The sequence below is a fragment of the Frankia sp. QA3 genome, assembly GCF_000262465.1.
Lineage (GTDB): Bacteria > Actinomycetota > Actinomycetes > Frankiales > Frankiaceae > Frankia.
Map to the genome: position 1 here is coordinate 5,937,496 of NZ_CM001489.1, position 23,856 is coordinate 5,961,351.

The 23,856-nt window shown below is 73.2% G+C and carries 16 protein-coding genes and 1 tRNA gene; 4 read left to right on the top strand and 13 right to left on the bottom strand.

What is annotated here, in order from left to right; genetic code table 11:
* Positions 1-127 precede the first annotated feature (127 nt).
* From hpt to dacB, 3 genes are all read right to left on the bottom strand, one after another.
* The gene (gene hpt / locus FRAQA3DRAFT_RS24365; RefSeq protein WP_009741715.1) at positions 128-1,957 is read right to left on the bottom strand and encodes a hypoxanthine phosphoribosyltransferase; all 1,830 of its coding nucleotides are present in this window, start codon (positions 1,955-1,957) and stop codon (positions 128-130) included.
* 52 nt (positions 1,958-2,009) lie between these two features.
* Complete coding sequence (locus FRAQA3DRAFT_RS24370) at positions 2,010-3,122, bottom strand: zinc-dependent metalloprotease (protein ID WP_009741716.1); 1,113 nt, start codon at positions 3,120-3,122, stop codon at positions 2,010-2,012.
* 105 nt (positions 3,123-3,227) lie between these two features.
* On the bottom strand, positions 3,228-4,658 hold the full coding sequence (gene dacB / locus FRAQA3DRAFT_RS24375; protein ID WP_009741717.1) for a D-alanyl-D-alanine carboxypeptidase/D-alanyl-D-alanine-endopeptidase: 1,431 nt from the start codon (positions 4,656-4,658) through the stop codon (positions 3,228-3,230).
* Positions 4,659-5,280: 622 nt separating this feature from the next.
* Here dacB and FRAQA3DRAFT_RS24380 point away from each other — a divergent pair.
* Complete coding sequence (locus FRAQA3DRAFT_RS24380) at positions 5,281-5,820, top strand: inorganic diphosphatase (RefSeq protein ID WP_009741718.1); 540 nt, start codon at positions 5,281-5,283, stop codon at positions 5,818-5,820.
* A 109-nt stretch (positions 5,821-5,929) separates the two neighbouring features.
* Here FRAQA3DRAFT_RS24380 and FRAQA3DRAFT_RS24385 read toward each other — a convergent pair whose 3' ends face one another.
* The 3 genes from FRAQA3DRAFT_RS24385 to FRAQA3DRAFT_RS24395 all read right to left on the bottom strand — a co-directional run bounded on the left by FRAQA3DRAFT_RS24385 (position 5,930) and on the right by FRAQA3DRAFT_RS24395 (position 6,679).
* Positions 5,930-6,178 (bottom strand): hypothetical protein, encoded by a 249-nt coding sequence (locus tag FRAQA3DRAFT_RS24385; RefSeq protein ID WP_009741719.1) that lies wholly within the window; start codon positions 6,176-6,178, stop codon positions 5,930-5,932.
* Between the two features lie 6 nt (positions 6,179-6,184).
* The gene (locus FRAQA3DRAFT_RS24390) at positions 6,185-6,508 is read right to left on the bottom strand and encodes a DUF6247 family protein (protein WP_009741720.1); all 324 of its coding nucleotides are present in this window, start codon (positions 6,506-6,508) and stop codon (positions 6,185-6,187) included.
* A 99-nt stretch (positions 6,509-6,607) separates the two neighbouring features.
* Positions 6,608-6,679, bottom strand: a tRNA-Thr gene (locus FRAQA3DRAFT_RS24395).
* Positions 6,680-7,064: 385 nt separating this feature from the next.
* Here FRAQA3DRAFT_RS24395 and FRAQA3DRAFT_RS24400 point away from each other — a divergent pair.
* A complete protein-coding gene (locus tag FRAQA3DRAFT_RS24400) occupies positions 7,065-7,802 on the top strand; it encodes a response regulator transcription factor (protein WP_009741721.1) in 738 nt (245 codons plus the stop codon).
* 22 nt (positions 7,803-7,824) lie between these two features.
* Here the strand turns inward: FRAQA3DRAFT_RS24400 and FRAQA3DRAFT_RS24405 are convergent, their stop codons facing one another.
* The 7 genes from FRAQA3DRAFT_RS24405 to FRAQA3DRAFT_RS24440 form a co-directional block, all read right to left on the bottom strand.
* Positions 7,825-8,835 (bottom strand): regulatory iron-sulfur-containing complex subunit RicT, encoded by a 1,011-nt coding sequence (locus FRAQA3DRAFT_RS24405; RefSeq protein WP_035921439.1) that lies wholly within the window; start codon positions 8,833-8,835, stop codon positions 7,825-7,827.
* A gap of 232 nt (positions 8,836-9,067) precedes the next feature.
* Positions 9,068-10,321, bottom strand: coding sequence for a DNA polymerase III subunit delta' (locus FRAQA3DRAFT_RS24410; protein ID WP_009741723.1), 1,254 nt, complete (start codon positions 10,319-10,321; stop codon positions 9,068-9,070).
* A 47-nt stretch (positions 10,322-10,368) separates the two neighbouring features.
* Positions 10,369-12,552 (bottom strand): dTMP kinase, encoded by a 2,184-nt coding sequence (tmk, locus tag FRAQA3DRAFT_RS24415; protein WP_369809375.1) that lies wholly within the window; start codon positions 12,550-12,552, stop codon positions 10,369-10,371.
* 446 nt (positions 12,553-12,998) lie between these two features.
* Positions 12,999-16,256 carry a type I DNA topoisomerase gene (topA, locus tag FRAQA3DRAFT_RS24425; protein ID WP_009741725.1) on the bottom strand — a complete coding sequence of 1,086 codons (3,258 nt, stop codon included), beginning with the start codon at positions 16,254-16,256 and terminating at the stop codon, positions 12,999-13,001.
* A gap of 519 nt (positions 16,257-16,775) precedes the next feature.
* Positions 16,776-19,115 (bottom strand): sodium-translocating pyrophosphatase, encoded by a 2,340-nt coding sequence (locus FRAQA3DRAFT_RS24430; RefSeq protein ID WP_009741726.1) that lies wholly within the window; start codon positions 19,113-19,115, stop codon positions 16,776-16,778.
* A 730-nt stretch (positions 19,116-19,845) separates the two neighbouring features.
* Complete coding sequence (locus FRAQA3DRAFT_RS24435; RefSeq protein WP_009741727.1) at positions 19,846-20,376, bottom strand: ATP-binding protein; 531 nt, start codon at positions 20,374-20,376, stop codon at positions 19,846-19,848.
* A gap of 42 nt (positions 20,377-20,418) precedes the next feature.
* Positions 20,419-20,760, bottom strand: coding sequence for an STAS domain-containing protein (locus tag FRAQA3DRAFT_RS24440; protein ID WP_009741728.1), 342 nt, complete (start codon positions 20,758-20,760; stop codon positions 20,419-20,421).
* A gap of 364 nt (positions 20,761-21,124) precedes the next feature.
* Here FRAQA3DRAFT_RS24440 and FRAQA3DRAFT_RS24445 point away from each other — a divergent pair, with 364 nt between their 5' ends.
* Together FRAQA3DRAFT_RS24445 and FRAQA3DRAFT_RS36285 are read left to right on the top strand one after the other, a co-directional pair.
* Positions 21,125-23,476, top strand: a complete 2,352-nt coding sequence (locus FRAQA3DRAFT_RS24445; protein ID WP_035921443.1) for a DEAD/DEAH box helicase — start codon at positions 21,125-21,127, stop codon at positions 23,474-23,476.
* Positions 23,477-23,588: 112 nt separating this feature from the next.
* Positions 23,589-23,856: hypothetical protein (locus FRAQA3DRAFT_RS36285; RefSeq protein ID WP_009741730.1), on the top strand; the 268-nt coding region annotated here is incomplete at its 3' end.

Genomic DNA, 23,856 nt, shown 5'->3' on the forward strand with positions numbered 1-23,856 from the left:
GCGCGCATCTCACCGCGCGTACATCCGACCAACGGACCGGCGGCCCGCACTGTTCCGGGCCGGACGATCCGGTGGTGCACGGAGGTGCACCCGCGGCGCCGATGCCGGGCGGGCCGCGCTGGACGGCTCAGGCCGGGGCCCCGCGCTCGATCGCCGCGGGTGTCAGGGTCCCAACGAAGGGAAGGGTCCGATAATACTCAGAGTAATCAAGGCCGTACCCGACGACAAAAGCGCTGGGAATGTCGAAGCCGACATACCGGACGTCGACGTCGACCGCGATCGCTTCCGGCTTGCGGAACAGGGCCAGCACCTCCAGCGAGGCGGGCCCGCGCGAGCGCAGGTTCTTCAGCAGCCAGGACAGGGTCAACCCGGAGTCGATGATGTCCTCCACGACGAGCACGTCGCGGCCCTCGATCGAGCGGTCCAGGTCCTTGAGGATGCGCACCACCCCGGAGGAGGAGGTCGACGACCCGTAGGACGACACCGCCATGAACTCCATGGTCAACGGGACGGCGAGGGCCCGGGAGAGGTCGGCCATCACCATCACGGCGCCCTTGAGCACGCCGACCAGGAGGATCTCCCGGCCGGCGTAGTCGGCGTCGACCCGGGCCGCGAGCTCCGCGATCTTCGCGGCGATCTCGTCGGCGGTGACGAGGACCTCGTCGATGTCGGGGTGCGTGGCGGCCGCCGGCGGGCCGTCGTGGGGACTGCCGGCGTCGGGCGTCGTCGTCGCGGCCTGGCTCACCTGATCGTCCTCCTCGATGTACGCCGCTGCGGCGGCATCCGGCCCGCGGCCGGCGGGTCCGGCGGGTGGCCACGGCGCAGCCACCGGTCCGGTGAGTGTGATCCGGTCCGCCCAGCGCCGGGCGAGGACACCGCCCGGCAGTGGCACGGGCTTCTGGCCGCGCCAGCGCGTCACCAGTTCCTCCACCGCCCAGACGTGCTCGGCGCGCAACGCCGATGCCGAGGCGCCGACGTCGAGGGCGGCCCGGCGCAACACGCGTCCGCGGATCGCGGCGGCCAGGGCGGCGAGCGCCGCCACACCGAAGCCGATCTCGCCGCCGCCCGGACCCGAGGCCGCAGCGGCGATCGGACCGGTGCTCGGGCCCGCGTTCGGGCCGGGGGGTGCAGTGACGGCCGCGGCGTAGGCATCGGCGGCGGTCGTGTCCAGCGCGTCCGCGTCGGCCCGCAGCAACTCGGCGCCGCGGGCCAGGGACTCGGCGATGCCCGGCCCGAGCTCGGCCTCCAGCAGCGGCAGGACGCGGTGGCGCACCCGCGCCCGGGCGAACGCCGGGTCCTGGTTGGTCGGGTCGTCCCAGACCGGCAGCCGCTCGGCGAGGCAGGCGGCCCGGGTCTGCGTACGGCGCAGGCCCAACAACGGGCGGCGCACCAGGCCGTCGCGCGGGCGCATCCCCCCGAGCGAGCGGGCCCCTGAGCCCCGCGCGAGCCGCAGCAGCACCGTCTCGGCCTGGTCGTCCAGGGTGTGACCGACCAGCACGGCCCGGGCGCCCAGCCGGTCCGCCGCGGCCAGCAGCGCGCCGCGGCGGGCGTCGCGGGCGGCGCCCTCCGATCGCGGCGTGTGCGCGGTGAGTACCTCCACGGGGCGCAGCCCGAGGGTCCGCCCCAGCTCGGCGACGCCGCGCGCGCGCTCGGTCGAGTCGACGTCCCAACCATGATCGACCACCAGCAGGCCGGCCCGCAGGGCCCGGCGGGGGGCGACGAAGGCGAGCGCCGCGGCCAGCGACAGCGAGTCCGGCCCGCCGGAGCAGGCGACGAGCACCAGCGCGCCCGGGTCGAGATCGGCGACCGCGTTGCGGACCGCGAGCCGGACCGCGGCTACCGCGGGATCCGGCGCCCGACCAGCCCGCACCGCCCGGCCGGGCGAGGTGCCAGCCGTCCCGCCCACCGGTCCGGCCGCCTCGCCGTAGTGGTCACCGCCGGTGGCGGACCGGGTCACCGCGCCGGCCGGCGGCTGGAAGAGCCGGTGGGAGCCCCGCGGACCACGGCAGTCACGCTGAGATCGACGGGCGGCTGCCGAGGACGCGCTGCATCCATGCGGTGGGATCGGCCAGCTCCGCGCGGGTCGGCAGCGTCGTCGGCGACTCCCAGACGGTGTTGAAGCCCGCCACCCCGGCCTCGGCGACGACGGCCCGCACGAAGGCGCCGCCCTGGCGATACTGCTGGAGCTTGAGGTCCAGCCCGAGCAGGCGGCGGATGAACCGGTCGAGCGGCGAGCCGCCGTCGCGGCGGCCCTCGAACTTCGACCGGATGTCGGCAACGGTGGGGACCACCCGGGGTCCCACGGCGTCCATCACCTGGTCCGCGTGGCCCTCCAGCAGCGTCATGATCGCCTGGAGCCGGTCCAGCACCGCCCGCTGAGCCGGGGTCTGGAGCGCCTCCACCACACTCGGGCTGTCGGCGCTGCGGTCGAACACCGCCCCGCGCACCGCGGCCACCGCCGAGCGGACCCGGTCCGCCAGGACGTCCGGATCGAGATCGGTGGCCTCGATGAACGCGGTGATCTCGGACTCCAGGTGGGACCGCAGCCACGGCACGGCGGTGAACTGGGTCCGATGGGTCTGCTCGTGCAGGCAGACCCACATCCGGAAGTCACGCGGCACGACGCCCATCGTGGCCTCGGCGTGGGCGATGTTCGGCGCGACCAGGCTCAGCCGGCCGACCGCGTCCGGCGTGGCCGACCCGTCGGGGCCGGTGAGGTACTCCTCTGGCGGCAGGAACACCTCGTACTGGCCCAGCACCTTGCTGGCGAGGTAGGCCAGCGCCGTGCCGAGCTGGATGCCGGTGACCCGCCGGCCGACGGCCGTGGAGAAGGTGCCGCGCTGCTGGTCGGACAGCTTGCTGAGCAGGGGCGTGGTGAGCACCCGCAGGCCGGCGACGTTGGAACGCACCCATTCGGGCCGGTCCACCACGTTGATGGGGGTGATGGCGCCGGCCGGCGCGAGGCGGGTGTAGTCCTCCACGTGCCACTCGGCCTCCACCGCGAGGCGGCGGAGCTCGGCGACGACCTCGCCGGCCTGCTCCCGGGTGATCTGCGGGCCGGGGCGGACCAGCCTTCTCGCCGTCGTCACGGCGAGTTCCCAGTCGACCAGCTCGGCGTCCACGAATCCGAGCGTACCGGGCCGGCCCGCGCTCTGCTCCCGCGTCGCCGACGCCGGGGCGCGGCGCCGGCTGAGCCGTCACGGGTCGTTTCCGAGATAACCGCCGTCTCAGCGGGTCGGGACGGTCGGCGCGCCCTGCGCGCCCTGCGCGGCCGGTGCCGGCGCGGGGCAGCCACAGCCCGCGAGCGCCGCCGCGACCCGGTCGAGCGCGGCCTTGGTGCCGCCCCCCTCCTCGGCCGGCGACAGGAAGGCGAACAGCAACAGCCGCCCGTCGGCGTCGACGAGCTGGCCGGCGAGGCTGCTGACGTTGCGCAGCGTGCCGGTCTTGGCCCGCACGTCACCCGCGCCCGGCGCCGTGTCCGCGGTGGCATAGCGGTCGTTCAGGGTGCCGGAGAAGCCGGCCACCGGCAGTCCGGTCAACACGGTGCGCAGGGCGGGCCGGGTGGGGATGACGGCCGCGCGCAGCAGCGCCACGAGGGTGGCGGGGGCGATCAGATCGGTGGTGGACAGGCCGCTGACGTCATTGAGGGCCATCCCCGTCGTGGGGATGCCGAGTTCGGTGACCGTATCGGTCACCGCCCTCGCGGCCCCGGCGAACGAGGCCGGCAGTCCGCGACGCAGGGCGACCAGCCGGCCCAGGCTCTCCGCCAGGTCGTTGTCCGACTCGGTGAGCATGCGTTCGACGAGTACCCGCACCGGCGGGCTGTCCACCGCGGCGACGCGGCGCGCCCCCGCCTCGGCGCGCCCGAGATCCACCGCACCGACCGGAATCCCGGCGGCCGCGAGCGCCCCCGCGAATGCCGCCGTCGCCGCCGCCGCGGGGATGGGGTTGCGCGGACCCTCGGCGCCGGGGGCGGAGCGCCCCGCGTCGAGTTCCAGTGCGGAGACCGGCGCGACGTCGCCGTCGGTCACGTAGTTGTCGCGCCAGCCCGGGGCCCGGTCCGGGCCGACGAACAACGACGCGTCGCCGACCACCCGGGCCACCGAGATGATGCCGGCCGCCTTGACCTGGGCGACGAGATCGGCGAGTCGGGCCAGCGCCGGGTAGCCGCCGGTCTCGGGCGACGCGGTCAGCGTCGGGTCGCCGCCGCCCACGAGCCACAGCGTGCCGCCGGGCGCGAGGCCGGTGCCGCCCGGAGGTGGGCTGTAGAGCACCGACGTCCGCAGCCGGGTGTCCGGGAACGTGACGAGCGCCGCCGTGGCGACCGCCGTCTTGAGCGTCGACGCCGGCACGGCCGGGGTTCGGGCGCGGTTGTCCAGCAGCACGCGACCGGTCAGCGCGTCGACGACGAAGGCGGCGGGTCCGGCGAGGACGGGGTCGCCGAGCGGGCCGGCAAGGCGAGCGGCGACCGCCGCGGGCTGGGGCGTGGGTGCGGCCGGGTCCAGACCCGCGAGGACCGCGGCCCCCGCCCGGGCCGGTCCGGCGCCGGGCGCAACGGGTCCGCCGGTGGCGCCACCGGCGGACAGGGAACCGGCGAGCAGGGCGCCGGCCAGTGCGGTGAGCGCCCCTATCCGAGCGACCGGCGCGGCTGACGTCACCCGCCGGACACTACGCAAGGCGGGTGGGCGACGCCGACGGCGCCGCCCACCTCGGCGGGTGTGGGCCGCTGGGGGTGGATGCGCGGCGGTCTGGGCGCGGGGCGCTCTCGGTGGCGCATGGCGTGCCGCTGTGTCACCGTATGGCGCGAGCCGTGAGCCGACCCGCGCCGGTCCGGGTGACCAACGGGTGGGCCCGGCCGTCTCCGCCGTCCGGCGCGTTTTCCCGCCCGCCCGGCGGGTCACGGCGGCCGGTGGGGGAACACCTGCCTGCGAGGCGGGCTCCCGCTCGCCGGTCGCGTCCCCGGGATGTTCCGCGCGGTGGCGCCGTCACCTTGGCACCGCGGCGCGGGGTCGGTGGGCACTGGTACGAACGACGCCCGGCGGTGCCGTCCGCGGGGCCGTGGCGGTCGCGGCGGCGCACGGGCAGTGGCGTTGCCGACCGGGTGGCTCGGGCAGGAGGTGGCTTCCGGGACACTGGGAGGGCGGCGGTCGTCGTCCGCGACACTTCGCCGCGTCCGTCGGGTGTCCCGGCGCGTGCCCACCGCACCGACGAGCAGTTCACACGTGGCGGCCGCCCGGAGCGGACCGGGCCGGCCTGAGCATGAAGGAGACAGGGAGCGGAGTGGACCTTGAGTTCGATGTGACCATCGAGATCCCCAAGGGTCAGCGCAACAAGTACGAGATGGATCACCACACCGGGCGCATCCGGCTCGACCGGATGCTGTTCACCTCCACCCACTACCCGTCGGACTATGGGTTCATCGAGGGCACCCTTGGACGGGACGGGGATCCGCTGGATGCGCTCGTCCTGCTGGAGGAGCCGACCTTCCCGGGCTGCCTGGTGCGGTGCCGGACGATCGGCATGTTCGAGATGACCGACGAGAAGGGCCCGGACGACAAGGTCCTGTGCGTCCCGGTCGCCGATGTTCGGCAGGAGCACCTGCGGGACCTGCGGCACCTGCCGGAGTTCGACCGGCTGGAGATCCAGCACTTCTTCGAGGTCTACAAGGACCTGGAGCCCGGCAAGTCGGTCGAGGGCGCCTCCTGGGTGGACCGCAAGGAGGCCGAGCGGGAGATTCTCGCCTCCATCAAGCGACTGCGCGAGGCGGAGGCCGCCGGGGTGGACGGGCACGACCAGGAGGCCGAGCCCAGGTCTGCGTGATCGCCGACCGGCGCGGCGGCGACGCCTCTTCATGCACGGGCCCGCGGGCTTCGTGGATGAAGAGGCGCTCCTCGCGCCGGCCGTCCGGCGGCCTTGGCCGGCGGCGGTATCAGCCGTTCAGCCAGGTCACGCGGAGTACGGTGATCGTGATCCAGCGATCTTCGATGGTGTAAAGCAGAATTCCGTGCCTGCCGAAGGCCGCGGTCCACTGCTCGCTGTCCTTGTCGCAGGTGCCCTGCAGGGGAGGGTCTGCGGTCAACCGATCCAGCAGCCGGTTGAGCTCACGGTGACCGGCGGGCGGCAGGTCGTCTCGCTGGTGCTCGGCGTAGGTGAGCCAGCGGACCGTGTAGCGGGCCATGGGTAGCTAGTCGGCCGTGCTGTCCGCGTGGGGATAGGTCGTGGTCCCCCCAAGCACGGACAGGTCACCGGCGGCAAGCCGGCGCCGGTCGGCGTCGATGCCGGCCTGGATCTCCGGGTTGGCGCAGAGCACGGCCTGGGGCCACCAGCGGTCGATGACCCGGTGCAGTGGGGCCAGGTCAAGGGTGTCGTCGGTTTCGACGGCGGCCGCGTGGAAGTCGGCTTCGAACTCGGCCCGCTGCTCGGGCCCGAGCGCGGCCCGGATCGCCGGCCCGGTGCGCTCGACCCGGTTACGCACCCCGTACGGGGGGATCGTGACGTCCGTGGTCATGAGATCGATTGTCGCACCCGAGGACGCCGCACACGCCGCCCCGGGCGTGCCCGGCTGTCGCACCGCGTGCCGGCCAGGGCCCGTCTTGGCGGGGGAGTGAGCCGGAGGCGGGGATTGAACCCGCGACCTATCGCTTACGAGGCGATTGCTCTGCCACTGAGCTACTCCGGCGATCGGCCAGGATCGCACTGGCCCGGATCGAGTATGCCAGATGCGTCGGTGGTGCCGACCGGTGGTGCTCGGCCGGCTGCTTGCCGCGTGGTGGTGTGGGGGCGCCGGCAGCCTGGCCCGGATTCCTGCACGGCTCCCGCCCGCGGCGGGCGCCCCGGCAACCGTGGGCGCCATCCGGCGGGCGCTGGGGCGCGAAATCGGAAACGATCCGGCGATCCCACCCCATCAGCCTGTCATGGCGACCCGGGAAGGAAGCCACTGACGTGACAATCGGTTTTCACGCAATCCAGTTCTTGTCACAATTTTCGGCTCCTGGCCCGTCGAACGGCGCAAACCGCTACCCCGGTTGCAGTGGTTCCGGTGAGGATGCGTAGGGTTTCGCTTCATGACCGGGGCCGGGGACGCTGCACCTGCAGCAGCGGCGACACGAGGAGCCTCGCTCCTCGTCGCTGAGGACGATGAGGCATCGCGCGTGGCACTTGCGCGCAGCCTCGAACGATTCGGCTATCGCGTGCTGGAGGCGGCGGACGGCGAAGCTGCCCTCCGGCTGTTCCAGACGACCGAGATCGATCTGGTCGTGCTGGACGTCGCGATGCCGCGGATGGACGGCTTCGCCGTGCTGAGCCGCCTGCGCCAGACCAGCGAGGTGCCGGTGATCATGCTCACCGGGCGGGCCGAGGAGGTCGACCGCGTGGTCGGCCTGGAGCTGGGCGCCGACGACTACGTCGTGAAGCCGTACTCGCTGCGGGAGCTGGTCGCCCGGGTGCGGGCCCGGCTACGCCGCCGGCCCGCCGAGCCGCCGCCGCAGCGAAGCGGGGACGGCAACGACCCGCTCGTGTACGGCGACGTGTCCATCGATCTGCGCGCCCGCGAGGTCGCCGTTGCCGGCGAGCGGATCGACCTGACCGCGCGCGAGTACGAGCTGCTGGCCTTCCTCGCCCGCCACCCCCGACGGGTGTTCAGCCGCGAGGAGCTGCTTGAACAGGTCTGGGGTACCCGCTTCCAGGACCCTGCCACCGTCACCGAGCACGTCCGGCGGGTGCGCACCAAGGTAGAGGGCCGCCCGCCGCAGCGGCGGCTGGTGACCACGCTGCGCGGGATGGGCTACCGCTTCGACCCGTGATCCGCCCGGCGCCCCTGACCGGTCAGGGGCGCCGGCGGTGGCGGGAGCGTCGGCGGGAACGTCCCGGGTCGCCGCCCGTCGCACCGTCGTACTCCGCCCCCTCGCAGTCGGCGTCGGCGTGGTTCGCGCCGAGGTCATCGGTGCCCCCGTGGACGCCGGCGTGGTCGGTGCCGGACGGGGCGGGGCCGGGATCCGGGCGGGGTTCGGCCTCGCGCGGGGCGTAGGCGGCCTCGTGCGCCTGCCGGGACGGGCACACGTCGGCTCGTTCGCAGGAAGTCCGCCCGCCGGCGTCGAGCACCACCACCGCCTGCTGGCGGGGCACGTCGTGCCTTACGACCCGGCCCTCTCCCTGGGGCGTGCAGGCCCGCTCCCCCACGGCGGGCACGGCCCCGGCGAACTCCTCGTACAGCGGGTGCTCGTAGCGCAGGCAGCACATCAGCCGGCCGCAGGCCCCGCTGATGCGCATCGGGTTGAGGGCGAGGTTCTGGTCGCGGGCCATGCGCAGACTCACCGGCTCGAAGTCGGTGAGGAACGTCGCGCAGCACAGATCGCGCCCGCACGAGCCGATCCCGCCCTGCACCCGGGCGCTGTCCCGGGCGGACAGCTGCCGCAGCCGCACCCGCGCGGCCAGCGTCCGGTTCAGGTCGCGGACCAGCTCCCGGAAGTCGATCCGGCTCTCCGCGCTGAAGTAGATCGTGTAGCCGCCCGTGTCCGGCACGTGGTCGACGCCGACGATCTTCATCGGTAGGTCGTGCTCCCGCGCCAGCCGGCGGGCGGCGACCCGGGCGCGGGCGCGCCGGCGCCGGGACAGCTCGGCGCGCTGCACGTCGGCCGCCTGCGCCATCCCCGCGAGCACGGGCAGGTCCCCGATGTCGTCGGAGACCCACTGCGGCGCCCACATGCAGGTGGCGACCTCGGGACCATCATCGGTGGGCACGAGGACCTGGTCGCCGACCCGGGGCGTGTGGGCACCCGGATCGGCGTAGTAGAGCTTGCCGCGCGGGGAGAACGCCACCGCGCACATCATCGGCATCCGGCCCGTCACCTCTCCTGGCCCGCGGGCCGGCTGGCCGGCCGGAACGGTGGCCCGCGTGGAAGGCGGGCTCGATGCGCGGCAGCGCCGGGGCGGGCGGGGCGTGCCGGAACCGCTCACGGGCGTGATCTGCGTCGCAGATCAGAGTATGCCCGGACTTGCGGGTTGGCTGCCCGTTTTGCCAGACCGCCCCGTTCGCCGGCGGCGTTCGGGCGAGCGCGGGCAGCCGGAGTCAGCCGTCGCGCAGGGCGAGGGTCAGGGACTCCACCGCGAGCAGCGGGACGAGGCCGGGGTTGTCGGCGAGGGCCGCCCGGGTCGCGAGCACGGCCTCCAGCCGCCGCAGCGTCTGCTCCGGGGTCGAGCCCGCCGCGAGGCCCGCGGCCTCGGCCGCATGGTCGGCATGGATCGGGTCGACCGGCGCGCCGAGCTGCTCCGCGAGCACGTCGCGGTACAGGCCGGCGAGGTCGACCAGAGCACGGTCCAGGGAATCGAGGACGGTGCGCCGCCCGCGGCTCTTCTGGGTCCGCTCCAGCTCCTTGAGCGCCCCGGCCGCGCCCCGCACGACCATCGACCGGGCCTTGACGCCCGCCTTCGGGGCCCGAGCCGACCTCGACTTCCCGCCCGCGGCCGTCGCACCGACGCCGAGCGCCGTCTTCAGCGCCTCCGTCTCGACCTCGTCCCGCTCGGCGTTCGCGGCCTCGGCGTCGGCGTTCGCTGCACCCACGAGGTCCGCGGCCGCGGCCAGGCAGTCCCCGACGCGGCCAAGGCGGCTTGGAATGCGCAGCACCGCCGCCCGATGGGTCCTGGCCACCTCATCGGTGGCAAGGCGGCGGGCCAGCGCGAGATGCCCCTGCGACGCCCGGGCGGCCGTCTGGGCCAGCTGTTCGTCGATGCCCTCCCGCAGCAGCATGTCGCGCACGTCCGCGGCGGAGGGCAGCCGCAGCGCGACCGTCCGGCAGCGGGAGCGGATGGTGGGCAGCACGTCCTCGACCGACGGTGCGCACAGCAGGAACACGGCGCGTTCCGCCGGCTCCTCCAACGCCTTGAGCAGCGCGTTCGCCGCCGCCTCGGTGAGCCGGTCGGCGTCGGTGAGCAGCAGGATCCGCCAGCGGCCGGCGGTGGGGGCGCTGGCGGCGTCCCGGACCAGGGCGCGGACGTCCTTCACGCCGAGCGAGAGCCCCTCCGGCGTGACGGTGCGCAGGTCGGTGGCGGTGTCGGTGAGCACCGTGTGGCAGCCGGTGCACTCCCCGCAGCCGGGTGGCTCCCGCTCACAGTTCAGCCCGGCGGCGAACGCGCGCGCCGCCTCCTGCCGCCCCGCGCCGGCGGGGCCGGTGAACAACCACGAATGGGTCATCCCGGAGCGCGCGCCGGCCGGGCCGTCACCGCCGCCCGCGGCCGCGCGGATGCCGGGGGAGGCCGCCACCGCGGCCGCCCGCAGCGTCGCGACGACCGCCTCCTGGCCGACCAACGTCTCCCACACCGTCACGAGCACATCATCCCCCCGGCCGGGGGCGGCGGTGCTCGCCGGCCGGCTCAGACGCCCAGGGGCACGGCCCGGCGCTCCACTCGGCTGGCCACGGCCGCGCGGATCTCGGCGTGGATCTCCTCCCGGGGGCGGTTCGCGTCGACGGTGAGGTAACGCGCGGGCTCCTCCTGGGCCAGCCGGCGGAACCCGTCGCGCACCCGGCTGCGGTAGGCGAGCAGCTCGGCTCCTGCCTCCTCGCCCGATCCGTCGCCCGGTTCAGCGCCGATCGCACCGGTGCCTGTGTCCGTGTCGGTGCCTGTGTCCGTGTCGGTGACGGCGTCCGCCCGTGCGCCGTCGCGCGCGTCCGCGGGGAGCTGGGGCGGGCCGCCCGCCGCCCGCCGCGGCCCGAGCTCGGCGGGCAGGTCCAGCAGCACGGTCAGGTCGGGAACGAGGGCGTGGGTGGCCCACTGGGCCAGCACGGCCAGTTCTGCGGCATCGACCGACCGGCTCGCGCACTGGAAGGCGATCCACGAGTCGATGTAGCGGTCCGTGATGACGATGGCGCCCCGAGCGAGCGCCGGCTCGATCACCCGGCTGACGTGCTCGGCACGGTCGGCGGCGGCGAGCAGCGCCTCGGTGCGGGCGTGCAGGCGCGTCGAGGGATCGAACAGCAGCTCCCGCAGCCCCGCGCCGGTGACGGTGCCGCCGGAGCCGGATGTCACGACGACCTCGCGCCCACTGGAGGCCAGCCAGGACCGCAGCAGCTCCACCTGGGTGGATCGCCCGGCCCCCTCGGCCCCCTCCACCGCGACGAACAGACCGGCGTGACGCGGTCGCCTCGGCGCCGGTTTCCGGCCGCGCATCGCGTTCCACAGCTCCGGCCAGACCGCGACCCCGACCCGCTCGTCCATCTGCCGGTAGGCGAACAGCCCCACCGCCACCGCGAGCAGGCCCCCGCCGAGCAGGACGACGGTGACACCGTCCGCCCGCACGGTGATGTCGCCCCACAGGTGGATGCCGTGCGAGCCGATGAGCCCGACGAGGGCGGGCGCCGCGGCCAGCACCAGCAGCAGGTCGATGCGGACCAGCGACTGAACCAGGGCGAAGGTCCGCCCCCGCAGCTCGTCGGAGACCTCGGCCTGCAGCAGCGTGTAACCGGTCACCCAGGCGACCCCGGCGAACGCCCCCACCGCGACCACCAGGATGCAGGCGATGACCAGGTTCGGAATGATCGCGACGATCACCAGCGTGATGCCGGCGCCGGTGACGCAGACGCCGAACAGGCGGGTCCGGCTGTAGTCGCCGAGCAGCTTCGGCCCGGCCGCCATCCCGCCGGCCAGCCCGACGAAAACCGCTCCGAACAGAACCCCGTACGCGGAGTCACCGCCCCCGAGGATCTCGACGTAGAGCCGGCCGAGGGCGATCACGCAACCAGCCCCGGCGAACCCGCCGAGGATGCCCACGACCAGCCCGCGGACCAGCCGGTCCTGCCCGACGTAGCGCCAACCCTCGGTGATCGACGCCAGGAAACCTGGCTCGGGACCGGTCTCCGGGCGGGCCGCCCGGCCGATGCCCTTGAGCCCCCAGATCACGATGGCCGAGCCGAGGAAGGTCGCCGCGTTGAAGTACAGGGCGAGGTCGACGGAGGAATCCCGGAAGAACGACACGCTGGAGCCCAGCGTCCGCGAGATCGTCGCCAGCATGGTGAAGATGGCGGCGGCGAGCGGGGCCGTGCCGTACGTCATGATCAGACTCAGCGTGTTCGCCGCGGCGAGCCGCTCCCGGGGGACCAGGTGCGGGACGCTGGCGTCCTTCGCCGGAGCCCAGACCAGGGTGACCGCCTCGACCAGGAACGACGCGATGAGCAGCCATTCCAACGTGCCGATGAGCGGGATCGAGACGAACAGCCCGAAGCGGATCACGTCCGTGACGACCATGGTCAGCCGGCGATCCAGCCGGTCGGCGAGCGCTCCGGCGAGCGGCCCGAGGATCAGGGCCGGCATCAGCCGGACGATCAGCAGTGAGCCGATGGCGTACGCCTGCCCCGAGAAGCTGTTCTGTAGCTGGGTGACCAGCGCGGTCGTGGCCAGCAGGCCCATCCAGTCGCCGAGGCTGGAAAGGCTGAGCTGGATCCACATCCGACGGAACTCGGGGATCCGCAGCACGGCGCGGATGTCGCTCTCGTCGCCGGTCGCGCTGCTTGACCTCGGAGGCGGGGAGGGGACCGTCGTGACCGGATGCCGGCTCTGCATGCGCCGCATCCGTGGTCGCCGACCGCCACCGCGGCGCAGACCCGCGTCGATGTCGCCGGCCTGCCCCTCGGCGTTCGGCCCCTCGGCGCTCGGCCGGTCAGAGCTCGGCCGGTCAGAGCTCGGCCGGTCAGAGCTCGGCCGGTCAGAGCTCGGCCGGTCAGAGCTCTGCTCGACGGCGGGGCGCTCGAAGTCGGGTGAGCCGCTACTGTCCAAACTTGGACCACTAGTATCCGGACTCGCGCCGTCTCCCGACGTCGTCGTCGCGCCGCTCGTCTCCGAGCTCCGGTCGGAAGCCGGCTGACCGTCCGCGGTCGTGGGGGACACGGTCGTGGGGGACACGGAGATGGTCGTGGTCGAGCTGGCCATGTCGGGTCCGACGGTCGCCGCCGCCGAGCCGTCCCCCGCCGCGTCGGCCGGCCCGGGAGCCGGACCGATCGGCGAGACCATCAGCCCGTCCGGCGGGTGCCACCGGACGTCGCGCCCGCGGCGTCACCGCCGTCGTCCGGAGCGGACGACCCGGTGGCCGCCGACTCCTCGCCGGCCGTCTTCGCCGCGCTGCTCTTCGCCGCGCTGGTCCTGGCCGTGCCCGACTTCGCCGCCGAGCTCCTGGCAGCGGTGCCGGACTTCGTCGTTCCGGACTTGGCGGCCGTCTTCGCCGTCGTGGACTTCGCCGTTGTCGACTTCGCCGTTGTCGACTTCGCCGTCGTGGATTTCGCCGTTGTGGATTTCGCCGTTGTGGACTTCGCGGCGCCGCTCTTCGCCGGCGTCGTCTTCGCGGTGCCTCGGGCGGCGCGCTTCGAGGTGGCCGGACCACGGGCCCGGCGATCGGCAAGCAGCTCCGCGGCGCGCTCGTCGGTGATCGATTCGACGGCGTCGCCCTTGCGCAGGCTCGCGTTGGTCTCGCCGTCGGTCACGTAGGGGCCGAATCGCCCCTCCCGGACGACCATCGGCTTGCCGCTGGCCGGATCGTTGCCGAGCTCGCGCAGCGGGGGCGTCTGCACGGCCTGGCGGCGTCCACGCGCCTTGGGCTGCGCAAGCAGTGCCAGCGCCGCCTCGAGCGTCACCGTGAAAAGCTGATCTTCGGACTCCAGTGACCGGCTCTCGGTGCCCTTCTTCACGTAGGGGCCATACCGCCCGTTCTGTGCGGTCACCTCCTCGCCGTCCTCGGCGGCGCCCAGGGTTCGCGGCAGCGTCAGCAGCTTCACGGCGTCGTCGAGGGTCAGCGTCTCCAGCGACTGTGTGCGCAGCAGGCTGGACGTGCGCGGCGGGTCGGTGTCCGTCGTGACATACGGACCGAACCGGCCGGCCTTGGCCGTGATCGTCGCACCCGTGGCCGGGTCCACCCCCAGCACCCGGTCCCCGCTCGGGGCGGCCAGCAGCTCCAGCGCACGGGCCACGGTGAGCTCGTCCGGGGCCAGGTCGTCGGGCACGCTGGCCCGGCTCTCCCCGAGCTGGACGTAGGGGCCGTACCGCCCGACCCGCACCACGACCGTCGTACCGTCGTCGGTCTCGCCGAGCGGGATCGAGTTCACCTCGCGGGCGTCGATCTCCCCGAGCCGCTCGCTGACGAGGTGCTTGAGCCCGGCCGAGGTGGCGGGATCGGTGCCATCCCCGGTGCCGAAGTAGAAGCGGGTCAGCCAGTCGGTGGACGCCGCGGTGCCGGCCGCGATGTCGTCGAGGTCGTCCTCCATCGTCGCGGTGAACCGGTAGTCCACCAGCCGGCCAAAGTGGTCCTCCAGCAGGCCGACGACGGCGAACGCGATGAAGCTCGGCACGAGCGCCGAGCCCTTCTTCCACACGTAGCCGCGGTCCTGGATCGTGCCGATGATCGAGGCGTACGTGGACGGCCGGCCGATCCCGAGCTCCTCGAGCGTCTTGACCAGGCTGGCCTCGGTGAAGCGGGCCGGCGGGCTGGTGGCGTGCCCGCGGGGAGTCAGCGAGCGGACCGCCAGCGGGTCACCCTCGCGGACGTCGGGCAGGCGCCGCTCGCGGTCCTCCAGCTCCGCGTCGGGGTCGTCGGCGCCCTCGACGTAGGCGCGCAGGAAGCCGGGGAAGGTGATGACCTTGCCGGACGCCGAGAACTCCACGTCCTCCCCGGCCGACGACGTGGCGCCGAGCCGGATCGTGGCGCTGGTCCCCCGGGCGTCCGCCATCTGGCTCGCGACGGTGCGCTGCCAGATCAGCTCATAGAGCCGGTAGGAGTCGAGATCGAGCTCGCCGCGGACCTCCCCGGGGGTGCGGAAGTGATCGCCGGCGGGCCGGATCGCCTCGTGCGCCTCCTGGGCGTTCTTGACCTTCTTGGTGTAGGTACGCGGCCGGGCCGGCACGTACTCCGGCCCGTACAGGCTCTCCGCCTGGCTGCGGGCGGCGGCGAGCGCCGTCTCGGACAGGTTCGTCGAGTCCGTGCGCATGTAGGTGATGTAGCCGTTCTCGTACAGCCGCTGCGCGATCTGCATGGTGCGCTGGCTGGAGAACCGCAGCTTGCGGCCCGCCTCCTGCTGCAGCGTGGAGGTCATGAACGGCGGGTACGGCGAGCGGCGGTACGGCTTGGTCTCCACCGAGCGCACCGCGAACGCGGCGTCGGCCAGCCGGTCGGTGAGGGCCCGCGCGCCCGCCTCGTCGAGGCGGGTCACGCCGGACGCGGTCAGCTCGCCCGTCGGCGCGAAGTCCCGGCCGGTGGCGATCCGGTTGCCGTCGAGGGCGACCAGCGTCGCCGGCAGCGGCGTCCGTTCCACTCCCGGGCCGGCCCCGCCCGCTGCGCCGGCCCCGCCCGCGTCTGCGCCGTCGGTTCCGGCGGGCCAGCTCTGGCGGGCGACCGTCGCGCCGAACAGGCCCTCGATGTTCCAGTATTCCGCCGAGCGGAACCGCATCCTGGCCCGCTCCCGCTCCACCAGGACCCGGGTCGCCACGCTCTGGACGCGGCCCGCCGACAGCCTTGGCATGACCTTCTTCCACAGCACGGGGGAGACCTCGTAGCCGTAGAGGCGGTCCAGGATGCGACGGGTCTCCTGCGCGTTGACCAGGTTCTCGTCGATCTCGCGCGGGTTGTCGACAGCGCGGCGGATCGCCTGCGGAGTGATCTCGTGGAACACCATCCGCTTCACCGGCACTGTCGGCTTCAGCGTCTGGAGCAGATGCCAGGCGATCGCCTCGCCCTCGCGGTCCTCGTCTGTCGCGAGGTAGAGCTCGCTGGCGTCCTTGACCAACGCCTTGAGCTTGCTGACCTGCAGCTTCTTGTCCGGCGTGACCACGTAGAGCGGCTCGAAGTCGTTGTCGACGTCCACGCCGAGCCGGGCCCACGGCTTGCCCTTGTGCGCGGCCGGGACATCGGCGGCGCTGCGCGGCAGATCGCGGATGTGGCCGATGCTCGACTCCACCTGCCAACCCGGCCCGAGGTAGCCGGCGATGGTCTTCGCCTTCGCCGGGGACTCCACGATCACCAGGCGGGTGCCCGACCCGGGCGTCGGTTCGGGCGCGGCACCGGCGGAGCCGCTCGAACCGGTCGCCGACCGGCCGGCCGCCCTGCTCCCCGTGGCCCGGCTCGCGGCCGCCCGGCCGCTCGTATGCGTGGCGGGCACCTCTGCCGAGGCCACGCTCGCGCCGGGACTCGGCGTGGAGCCGGTCCCGGTGGGCTCGCCGGGCTCGGCGACCGGTGCGGATGACCGCGCGGTCGTCCGTGTCGTCGTCTTCGTGCGCGGTGGCACTTCTCTCCTCGGTGCGGCGTGCTCGGTGCGATGACCGGTGGGCGAAGCGTAGGTCGCCTCTCCGGAGCGTAGGTCCCGGATATGGCGGATGTTGCTCGAGTAGAGCGCGGTGCTGGAGCTGGCATGGCCTGGCGAACGTGCGTCCGGCGGGTGCTGATCGGGCAAGCGGCGGCCGCCGGTGTGCGAGCGGTGCCTCGCAGCACCGTACGCCGCTGTCGGATTCCGCGGAGCTTCCCGTCCGGGTATGACCCCGGTAGCCCGACGCTTACCCACGGCACACCCGATGACGCCTGGACGGCCCGACCGGGCCCGACCGGGGGTGCGCCGCAGTGGTATGAAGCTACGACTCCCGGTCCAGGATTGTTACTTTGGGTGATTGATCCCCGATGTTCGTGCCCGTGCGGCGGCCCGGCCGTGCCAATGGGTCGAGCGCACGGCCGGGCGGGGTGGAGGTGTCCCGGACGGCCGGCGGGCGCGGAGCGGATCTCGTGCCGGCCGGCCGGCGGGGCGGGGTTCCCCTCAGGCGTTGATCTTCTGCGGGTTCGGGGTTGTCGGCTGCTCGACAGGAGGATCTCCGGCGATCACCGAGCTGCGCCGCTTGGACACGACGATCACCGCGGCGATGATGACCACCGCGGCGAGCGCGATGCCGATGCGCAGCGGTGTGTTGCGGTCCGTGCCGACCGAGTACTTCACCACCGTTGGCGCAATCAGCAGGCTGACCAGGTTCATCACCTTGAGCAACGGGTTGATGGACGGCCCGGCGGTGTCCTTGAACGGGTCGCCCACCGTGTCGCCGATCACCGTCGCGGCGTGGACCTCCGAGCCCTTCCCACCGTAGTTTCCGTCCTCGACGAGCTTCTTCGCGTTGTCCCACGCGCCGCCGGAGTTCGCCAGGAACACGGCCATCAGGACGCCGCCGGCTATGGCCCCGCCGAGGAACGCCCCCAGCGGGGGATAACCAAGGCCGAAGCCGACCGCGATCGGGGCGAGGACCGCCAGCGTCCCCGGGGTAATCAGTTCACGGAGGGAATCCCTGGTGCAGATGTCGACAACCGCGCCGTAGTCCGGCTTCTCGCTGCCGGTCATGATTCCGGGCCTGGTGCGGAACTGGTTGCGCACCTCCATCACGACCCGCCCGGCCGCCCGGCCCACCGCGTTGATGGCGAGCCCGGAGAACAGGAAGACGACGGCCGCGCCGAGGACGAGCCCGACCAGAGCGTCGGGATAGGCGATGTTCAGGCCGCCGACGGTGCCGCGGCTGGTCTCCGGTCGGGCGCCGGCGTCGCCGAGAGCATTGGTCACCGTGTCGGTGAACGACCCGAACAGTGCGGTCGCGGCCAGGACGGCGGTGGCGATCGCGATGCCCTTCGTGATGGCCTTCGTGGTGTTGCCCACCGCGTCGAGGGAGGTCAGGATGGCGCTTCCTTCCTCGTCCATCTCCCCGGACATCTCGGCGATGCCCTGGGCGTTGTCGCTCACCGGACCGAAGGTGTCCATCGAGACGATGACGCCGACCGTGGTCAGCAGTCCGGTGCCCGCCAGCGCGACCGCGAACAGCGCGATCGTGACGCTGCCCGAACCGAGCAGATAAGCGCCGAAGACCGCGGCCCCGATGAGCAGGGAAGAATAGACGGCAGATTCCAGGCCGACGCCGATCCCGGCGAGAATGTTCGTGGCCGGACCGGTGAGCGACGCCTGGGCCACATCCCGCACCGGCCGGCGGGTCGTCTCGGTGAAGTATCCCGTCAGCAGCTGGATGGCGGCGGCGAGCACGATTCCGATGAGAACGGCACTGATCGCGATGACCCGGGGATTGCCCGACTGGGTGCTTGCCTCGAGCCCTGGGAACCCGGCGAAGTCCGTCGGCAGGTAGAGCATCGAGACGATCACCACGCCGATCGCCGACACCACCGCGGAGATGAAGAAGCCGCGGTTGATCGCGGCCATCCCGCTCCGATCGCCGGCCCGCGGCGATACCGCGAAGATGCCGATGACCGCCGTGACGACCCCGACGGCCGGGATCAGCAGCGGGTACACCAGGCCTCGCTCGCCGAAGGCGCTCACCCCGAGGATCAGCGCGGCGACCAGGGTCACCGCGTAGGACTCGAACAGGTCCGCGGCCATCCCGGCGCAGTCGCCCACATTGTCGCCGACGTTGTCGGCGATCGTCGCCGCGTTGCGCGGGTCGTCCTCGGGAATGCCCTGTTCGACCTTTCCGACCAGGTCGGCCCCGACGTCCGCGGCCTTGGTGAAGATGCCACCGCCGACCCGCATGAACATCGCGAGCAGGGCGGCCCCGAACCCGAATCCCTCCAGCACCTGCGGCGCGGAGTCCCGGAAGACGAGCACGACGACCGCGGCACCGAGCAGGCCCAGACCGACCGTGAACATGCCCACGACGCCGCCCGTCCGGAAGGCGATGCGGACCGCGGCCTTCTCGCCGCGGCTCATCGCCGCGGCCGCCGTGCGGGTGTTGGCCCTGGTCGCCAGCGACATGCCGACAAATCCAACGAGTGCCGAGAAGAGGGCGCCCACCACGAAGAAGACCGATCGGCCGACCTTGGCCCCGGTATCTTCGGCCGGAAGGAGCAGCAGGATAAAGGGAATGACGACGACAAATCCGGCCAACGTCTTGAACTGCCGTCTGAGGTAGGCAGCCGCACCTTCCTGGACCGCCTGCCCGACCTCCACCATCCGCGCGGTGCCGGGGCTGGCGGCCAACACCTCCCGTACCAGGTAGCCGGCAACGAGCAGCGCGAGGGCTGCGATTATCGCCACACCGGCGACCAGGCCGAGGGCGTTGCCACTAAGGTCGACTCCAGTGCCCTCGGACTGCAGGGCGTGGATCGGGGACATGGCTCCTCCCGGTCTGCTCTGTGCACCCTCCGTGCGTTTCGATGGCTCATCGGTGCCGGTTCCGGCGGACACCACGGCATTGAGACGGTGACGGCCGGGCGCCGCATCCGGCGACGCCCGGAGTGAGATCGGCCGGATTCATCCCGATTTTCGACGCTTCCGGTAGGTCTCACGGGGAGCACAAGGGGATCTCCGACGGTTGGATCAACCGTCCGCGAGATGCGGCGGAGTCTATCCACACGACTGTGACGTGCGCTGCTTTTTCTGCGGTCGCCCGCCGGGTCGGCCTCGTTCGGCTGCATAACGTAAACGCGGGCCTGAATGGCCGATCGGGCCGAAAAACCGCGTAGCGGGCAAAAACCCTTTTGCCGAAAAGCGCGACTTCTACGGAGTGGTGACCTCGTCGGGGCGGCGGCCCCCGGCCGTCGTTCGGGAGGCTGGACGAAGGGTCCGAGGCCGTCCGCGCCGCTGGGCCCGCCGGTCCACGGCGCCGCCTGGCTCTGCGGCGGGCCGTGCTGCGCCGCACGGCTGTGAGGGCGCCGCTACACGGCTGTGAGGGCGCCGCACGGCTGCAAGGTGCCGCACGGTTCTCAGGTGTTGCCTGTGCCGGCCCGCTCACCGGGGCCGCTAGCCTGCCCTGGCCTGCTTCCCGGGGCCGCCGGTCATCTGTCGCTGGCCTACTTCTTCCGGTCCCGCTCGCCTGCGCCTGCCGTGGGCCGCTGGGGCGGTTCTACCGGGCCGCCTGGTAGGGCGCGGCCTCGACGCCGGTGTGCCAGGTCATGGCCACCACGGTGCCCACCCCGTCCGGTCCCCGGCTGATCTCGACCTCGTCGACGAGGCCCTCGATGAGGGCGAGCCCGAGGCCCGGCGGGAACCCCGCGCTGTCCTCGGCGGAGTCGTCGTCGGGCGTCTCGGACCACCAGGGCGGGTCGGCCGCCTCGGGTTCGAGGTCCAGCAGCGTGGAGGCGGTGACGAGGCCGCCGTCGGGACCCGGCGCGACCTCGTCCCCCGTGCGCCCGCAGTCCGCGACGGTGATGGTGAAGGTGTCGGGCGTGTCGATGAGCGCGACATGCACCGGCGACTCCGGTGCGTGTCTGCGGTTCACGCGCACCGCCCGGGCGCATGCCTCCGTGACCGCCAATTTGATCTCGTCGGCGGCTCCGGCGGGGACCCCGGCCCGGCGGCTGACCGCCGTGGCGATCATCCGCGCGGTGCGGACGTGTCCGTTCAGGGCGGCGAACCGCAGCTCAACGGTGGGCATACGGCGGTGCCTGCCTTTCCGAAGGCGTGATGTCCGGCTCACTCACTCGCTGGCGGCGAGCGCTTCCTCGATGGAGGAATGGATCGGGAAGACTTTGGTGAGACCGGTGATCCGGAAGATCTTGAGGATGCGTTCCTGGGTGCAGACCAGGCGAAGAGAACCCTCGTGCGCGCGCACGCGCTTGAGGCCGCCGACCAGGACCCCGAGGCCGGTCGAGTCGAGGAACTCGACGCCCTCCATGTCGACGACCAGGTGGTACGACCCGCCGGAAACAAGATCAATGAGCTGCTCGCGCAGCTTCGGAGCGGTGTACACGTCGATCTCGCCGCCCACCACGACGACCGTGTGGTTGCCTTCCTGGCGAGTCGTGAGGGACAGGTCCACGGATCCTCCTTGGGTGCCTCCGGCCGTCCCGCGCTTCGGGCGACCGACATCACGGCGCCATTACCCTCCCACGAGGAGGATCAATCCGGTGGGCCGCGACACAGATCGCGGTTACCGGTATTCCGGCGGTGTGGTCGATGACGTCTTGCTGGAATCTATCCCTGATCTTGTCAGTACGGGGCTGGTAGGCGGCGCCGAGTCGCGGTTGCGTGACGGGTGGTCCGTCGAGTGGTGGGCCGTGGATCGCCTATCGTCCTGCCGTCGGTCGGGTCGGGGCGGTCGCTCCGGTGCCGGCGAGCGTGGCCGCGTGGCGCTCGGACGCCTCGGCACGGCTGCGGCGCCACGGCGCATATCCTCGACGGTCGTGGGTTCGCCGGCGGACATCGGCGGCGCGGACACGGTCCTCGCCGGGCTGCGCCGCGACGCGCGGCGCGCGCAGTGCATGACGCACGTCGAGCCGGTTGCGGCCCGGCCGGGGCGGCGGGCGCCCTGGCCGGAGTGGGTCGACCCGGTGCTGCGTGGGCGGTGGGTCGCCGCCGGGATCGACGAGCCGTGGACGCATCAGGCGGCCGCTGCCGAGGCCGCCCACGCCGGTCGCAGCGTCGTGCTGGCGACCGGCACGGCCTCCGGGAAGTCGCTGGGATACCTGATGCCCGTGCTGTCCCGGCTGCTCGCGCAGCCCGGCGCCCGCGCGCTCTACCTGTCGCCGACGAAGGCGCTTGCCCATGATCAGCTCCGGGCGGTGCGTGCGCTGCGACTCACCGGGGTGCGGGCCGCCACTTACGACGGCGACACGCCGGCCGCCGAACGGGACTGGGTCCGGGCCCACGCCGGCCTCGTCCTGACCAATCCCGACATGCTCCATCGCGGGATCCTGCCTCAGCACCGGCGGTGGGCGCAGTTCCTGCGCGGGCTGCGGTTCGTCGTGATCGACGAATGCCACGGCTACCGCGGCGTGTTCGGCGCGCATGTCGCCGCGGTGGTCCGGCGGCTGCGGCGGGTCTGCGCGCGCTACGGGTCGGAGCCGGTGTTCCTGCTCGCGTCCGCTACCTCCGCCGACCCGGGGCTGTCGGCCGGGCGGCTCACCGGCGTCGACGTCGAGGTGATCGACGACGACGGCGCGCCCCGGGGCCCGATGGACTTCGTCCTCTACGAGCCCCCGCTGCTGTGGAGGCGGCAGGCCGGGCGCGAGGGGGACAGCGCGCCGGGCGAGCCGCGCGGCGCCGGTGAGAACGGGGCGCCGGTCCGGCGGTCGGTCACCGCCGAGTCGGCCGACCTGCTCGCCGATCTTGTCGCCGACGGCGTACGCACCCTGGTGTTCGTCCGGTCCCGCCGGTCGGCGGAGGTCGTGGCGGTCACCGCCCGCCGGGAGCTGGGTCAGGTCGGTTCGGACCTCGCGGACCGGGTGGCGGCCTACCGAGCCGGCTATCTGCCGGAGGAACGCCGCGAGCTGGAACGGCGGCTGCGCGCGGGGGACCTGCTCGGAGTCGCCACGACGTCGGCGCTGGAGCTCGGGGTGGACATCAGCGGCCTGGATGCCACGGTCACCGCCGGCTTTCCGGGCACCCTCGCCTCGCTGTGGCAGCAGGCCGGCCGGGCCGGCCGGGACGGGCAGCGGTCGCTCGCGGTGCTGGTCGCCCGGGACGACCCGCTCGACACGTACCTCGTCCACCATCCGGAGGCGGTGTTCGGCCGGTCGGTGGAAGCCTGCGTGTTCGACCCGGACAACCCCTACGTGCTCGCGCCGCAGCTGGAGTGCGCCGCCGCCGAGCTGCCCCTCACCGAGGCGGACCTGGGCCTGTTCGGCCCGGCGGCGGCGCGCGTCGTCGACGACCTGGTCCGCCGCGGGCGGCTGCGCCGTCGGCCCACGGGCTGGTTCTGGACCCAGCGGGCCCGGCCGGAGGTGGATATCCGGGGGACCGGTGGCCCGCCGGTCCGCATCGTCGAGACGGCCACCGGGCGCCTGCTGGGCACGGTCGACGCGGCGGCTGCGCACTCCGCGGTGCACCCCGGTGCGGTCTACCTCCATCAGGGTTCGAGCTTCGTCGTGGACGACCTGGACCTGCCCGAGTCGGTCGCGTTCGTCCACGAGGAGTCCCCGGAGTGGACGACGGTCGCGCGGGAGCACACCGACATCCGGATCGTCGAGTCGTCGCGGTCGCGCGTCCTGCCTGACGTGGAGGTGCACCTCGGGGTGGTCGAGGTCACCAACCAGGTCGTCGGCTACCAGCGCCGGCTCGTCGCCACCGGCGAGGTGCTCGGCCAGGAGCCGCTGAACCTGCCGCCGAGGCAGCTGCGGACGCGCGCCGTCTGGTACACCGTCACCGACGACCTGCTCGCGGGCGCCGCCGTCGAGGCCGCGGATGTACCCGGCGCGGTGCACGCCGCGGAGCACGCGGCCATCGGCCTGCTTCCGCTGTTCGCTACCTGCGACCGCTGGGACATTGGCGGCGTGTCGACCGCCCTGCACCCGGACACGGGCCGGACCAGCGTCTTCGTCTACGACGGCCACGCCGGCGGTGCGGGATTCGCCGAACGGGGTTTTCTGCGCATCGGGGCCTGGCTGGCCGCCACTCGAGACGCCATCGGCGCGTGCGAATGCCCGGCCGGCTGCCCATCCTGCGTGCAGTCGCCGAAATGCGGCAACGGCAACGAGCCGCTCGACAAGGCGGCCGCCTGGCGCCTTCTCACCGCGGTGACCGGCGCGGTCGGCTGAACCGCGGATCACACTGCGACGGAGCGGTTCCACCGCGACCAAAGACGGGTAGGCCGAGCCCATCGGCTCTTCGCGGCCAGTTTCGCCCACGTCCATGGTTCTGGAGGTACCGGTGGTAACCGTCGGTGTCGTGTTGTTGCTGGTAGCGGGGGTCTTCACCGCCGATCTGGTGCTGGAGAACAGCGGCCATACAGACGTTATGATCATGGGGCAGTCCCTCTCCTTCGACATCTGGGGCCTGTTCGTGCTAGGCCTCGCCACCGGGGTGCTGGTGGTCGCGGGGGTCCAGCTGACCCTGCAGGGCCTGGCCCGGGACCGTCACCGTCGGCGGGTCGAGCGGCAGCGGGCGCGCGAGCTGGCGGCGATCCGCACGGCGCCGG

Excerpts from the sequence above, each read along its gene's own strand:
- FRAQA3DRAFT_RS24385 (WP_009741719.1), bottom strand. The coding sequence starts at position 6,178 with ATGGCCCGCTACACGGTCCGCTGGCTCACCTACGCCGAGCACCAGCGA.
- FRAQA3DRAFT_RS24390 (WP_009741720.1), bottom strand. The coding sequence starts at position 6,508 with ATGACCACGGACGTCACGATCCCCCCGTACGGGGTGCGTAACCGGGTC.
- FRAQA3DRAFT_RS24400 (WP_009741721.1), top strand. The coding sequence starts at position 7,065 with ATGACCGGGGCCGGGGACGCTGCACCTGCAGCAGCGGCGACACGAGGA.
- FRAQA3DRAFT_RS24405 (WP_035921439.1), bottom strand. The coding sequence starts at position 8,835 with ATGCCGATGATGTGCGCGGTGGCGTTCTCCCCGCGCGGCAAGCTCTAC.
- tmk (WP_369809375.1), bottom strand. The coding sequence starts at position 12,552 with ATGCAGAGCCGGCATCCGGTCACGACGGTCCCCTCCCCGCCTCCGAGG.
- FRAQA3DRAFT_RS24430 (WP_009741726.1), bottom strand. The coding sequence starts at position 19,115 with ATGTCCCCGATCCACGCCCTGCAGTCCGAGGGCACTGGAGTCGACCTT.
- FRAQA3DRAFT_RS24435 (WP_009741727.1), bottom strand. The coding sequence starts at position 20,376 with ATGCCCACCGTTGAGCTGCGGTTCGCCGCCCTGAACGGACACGTCCGC.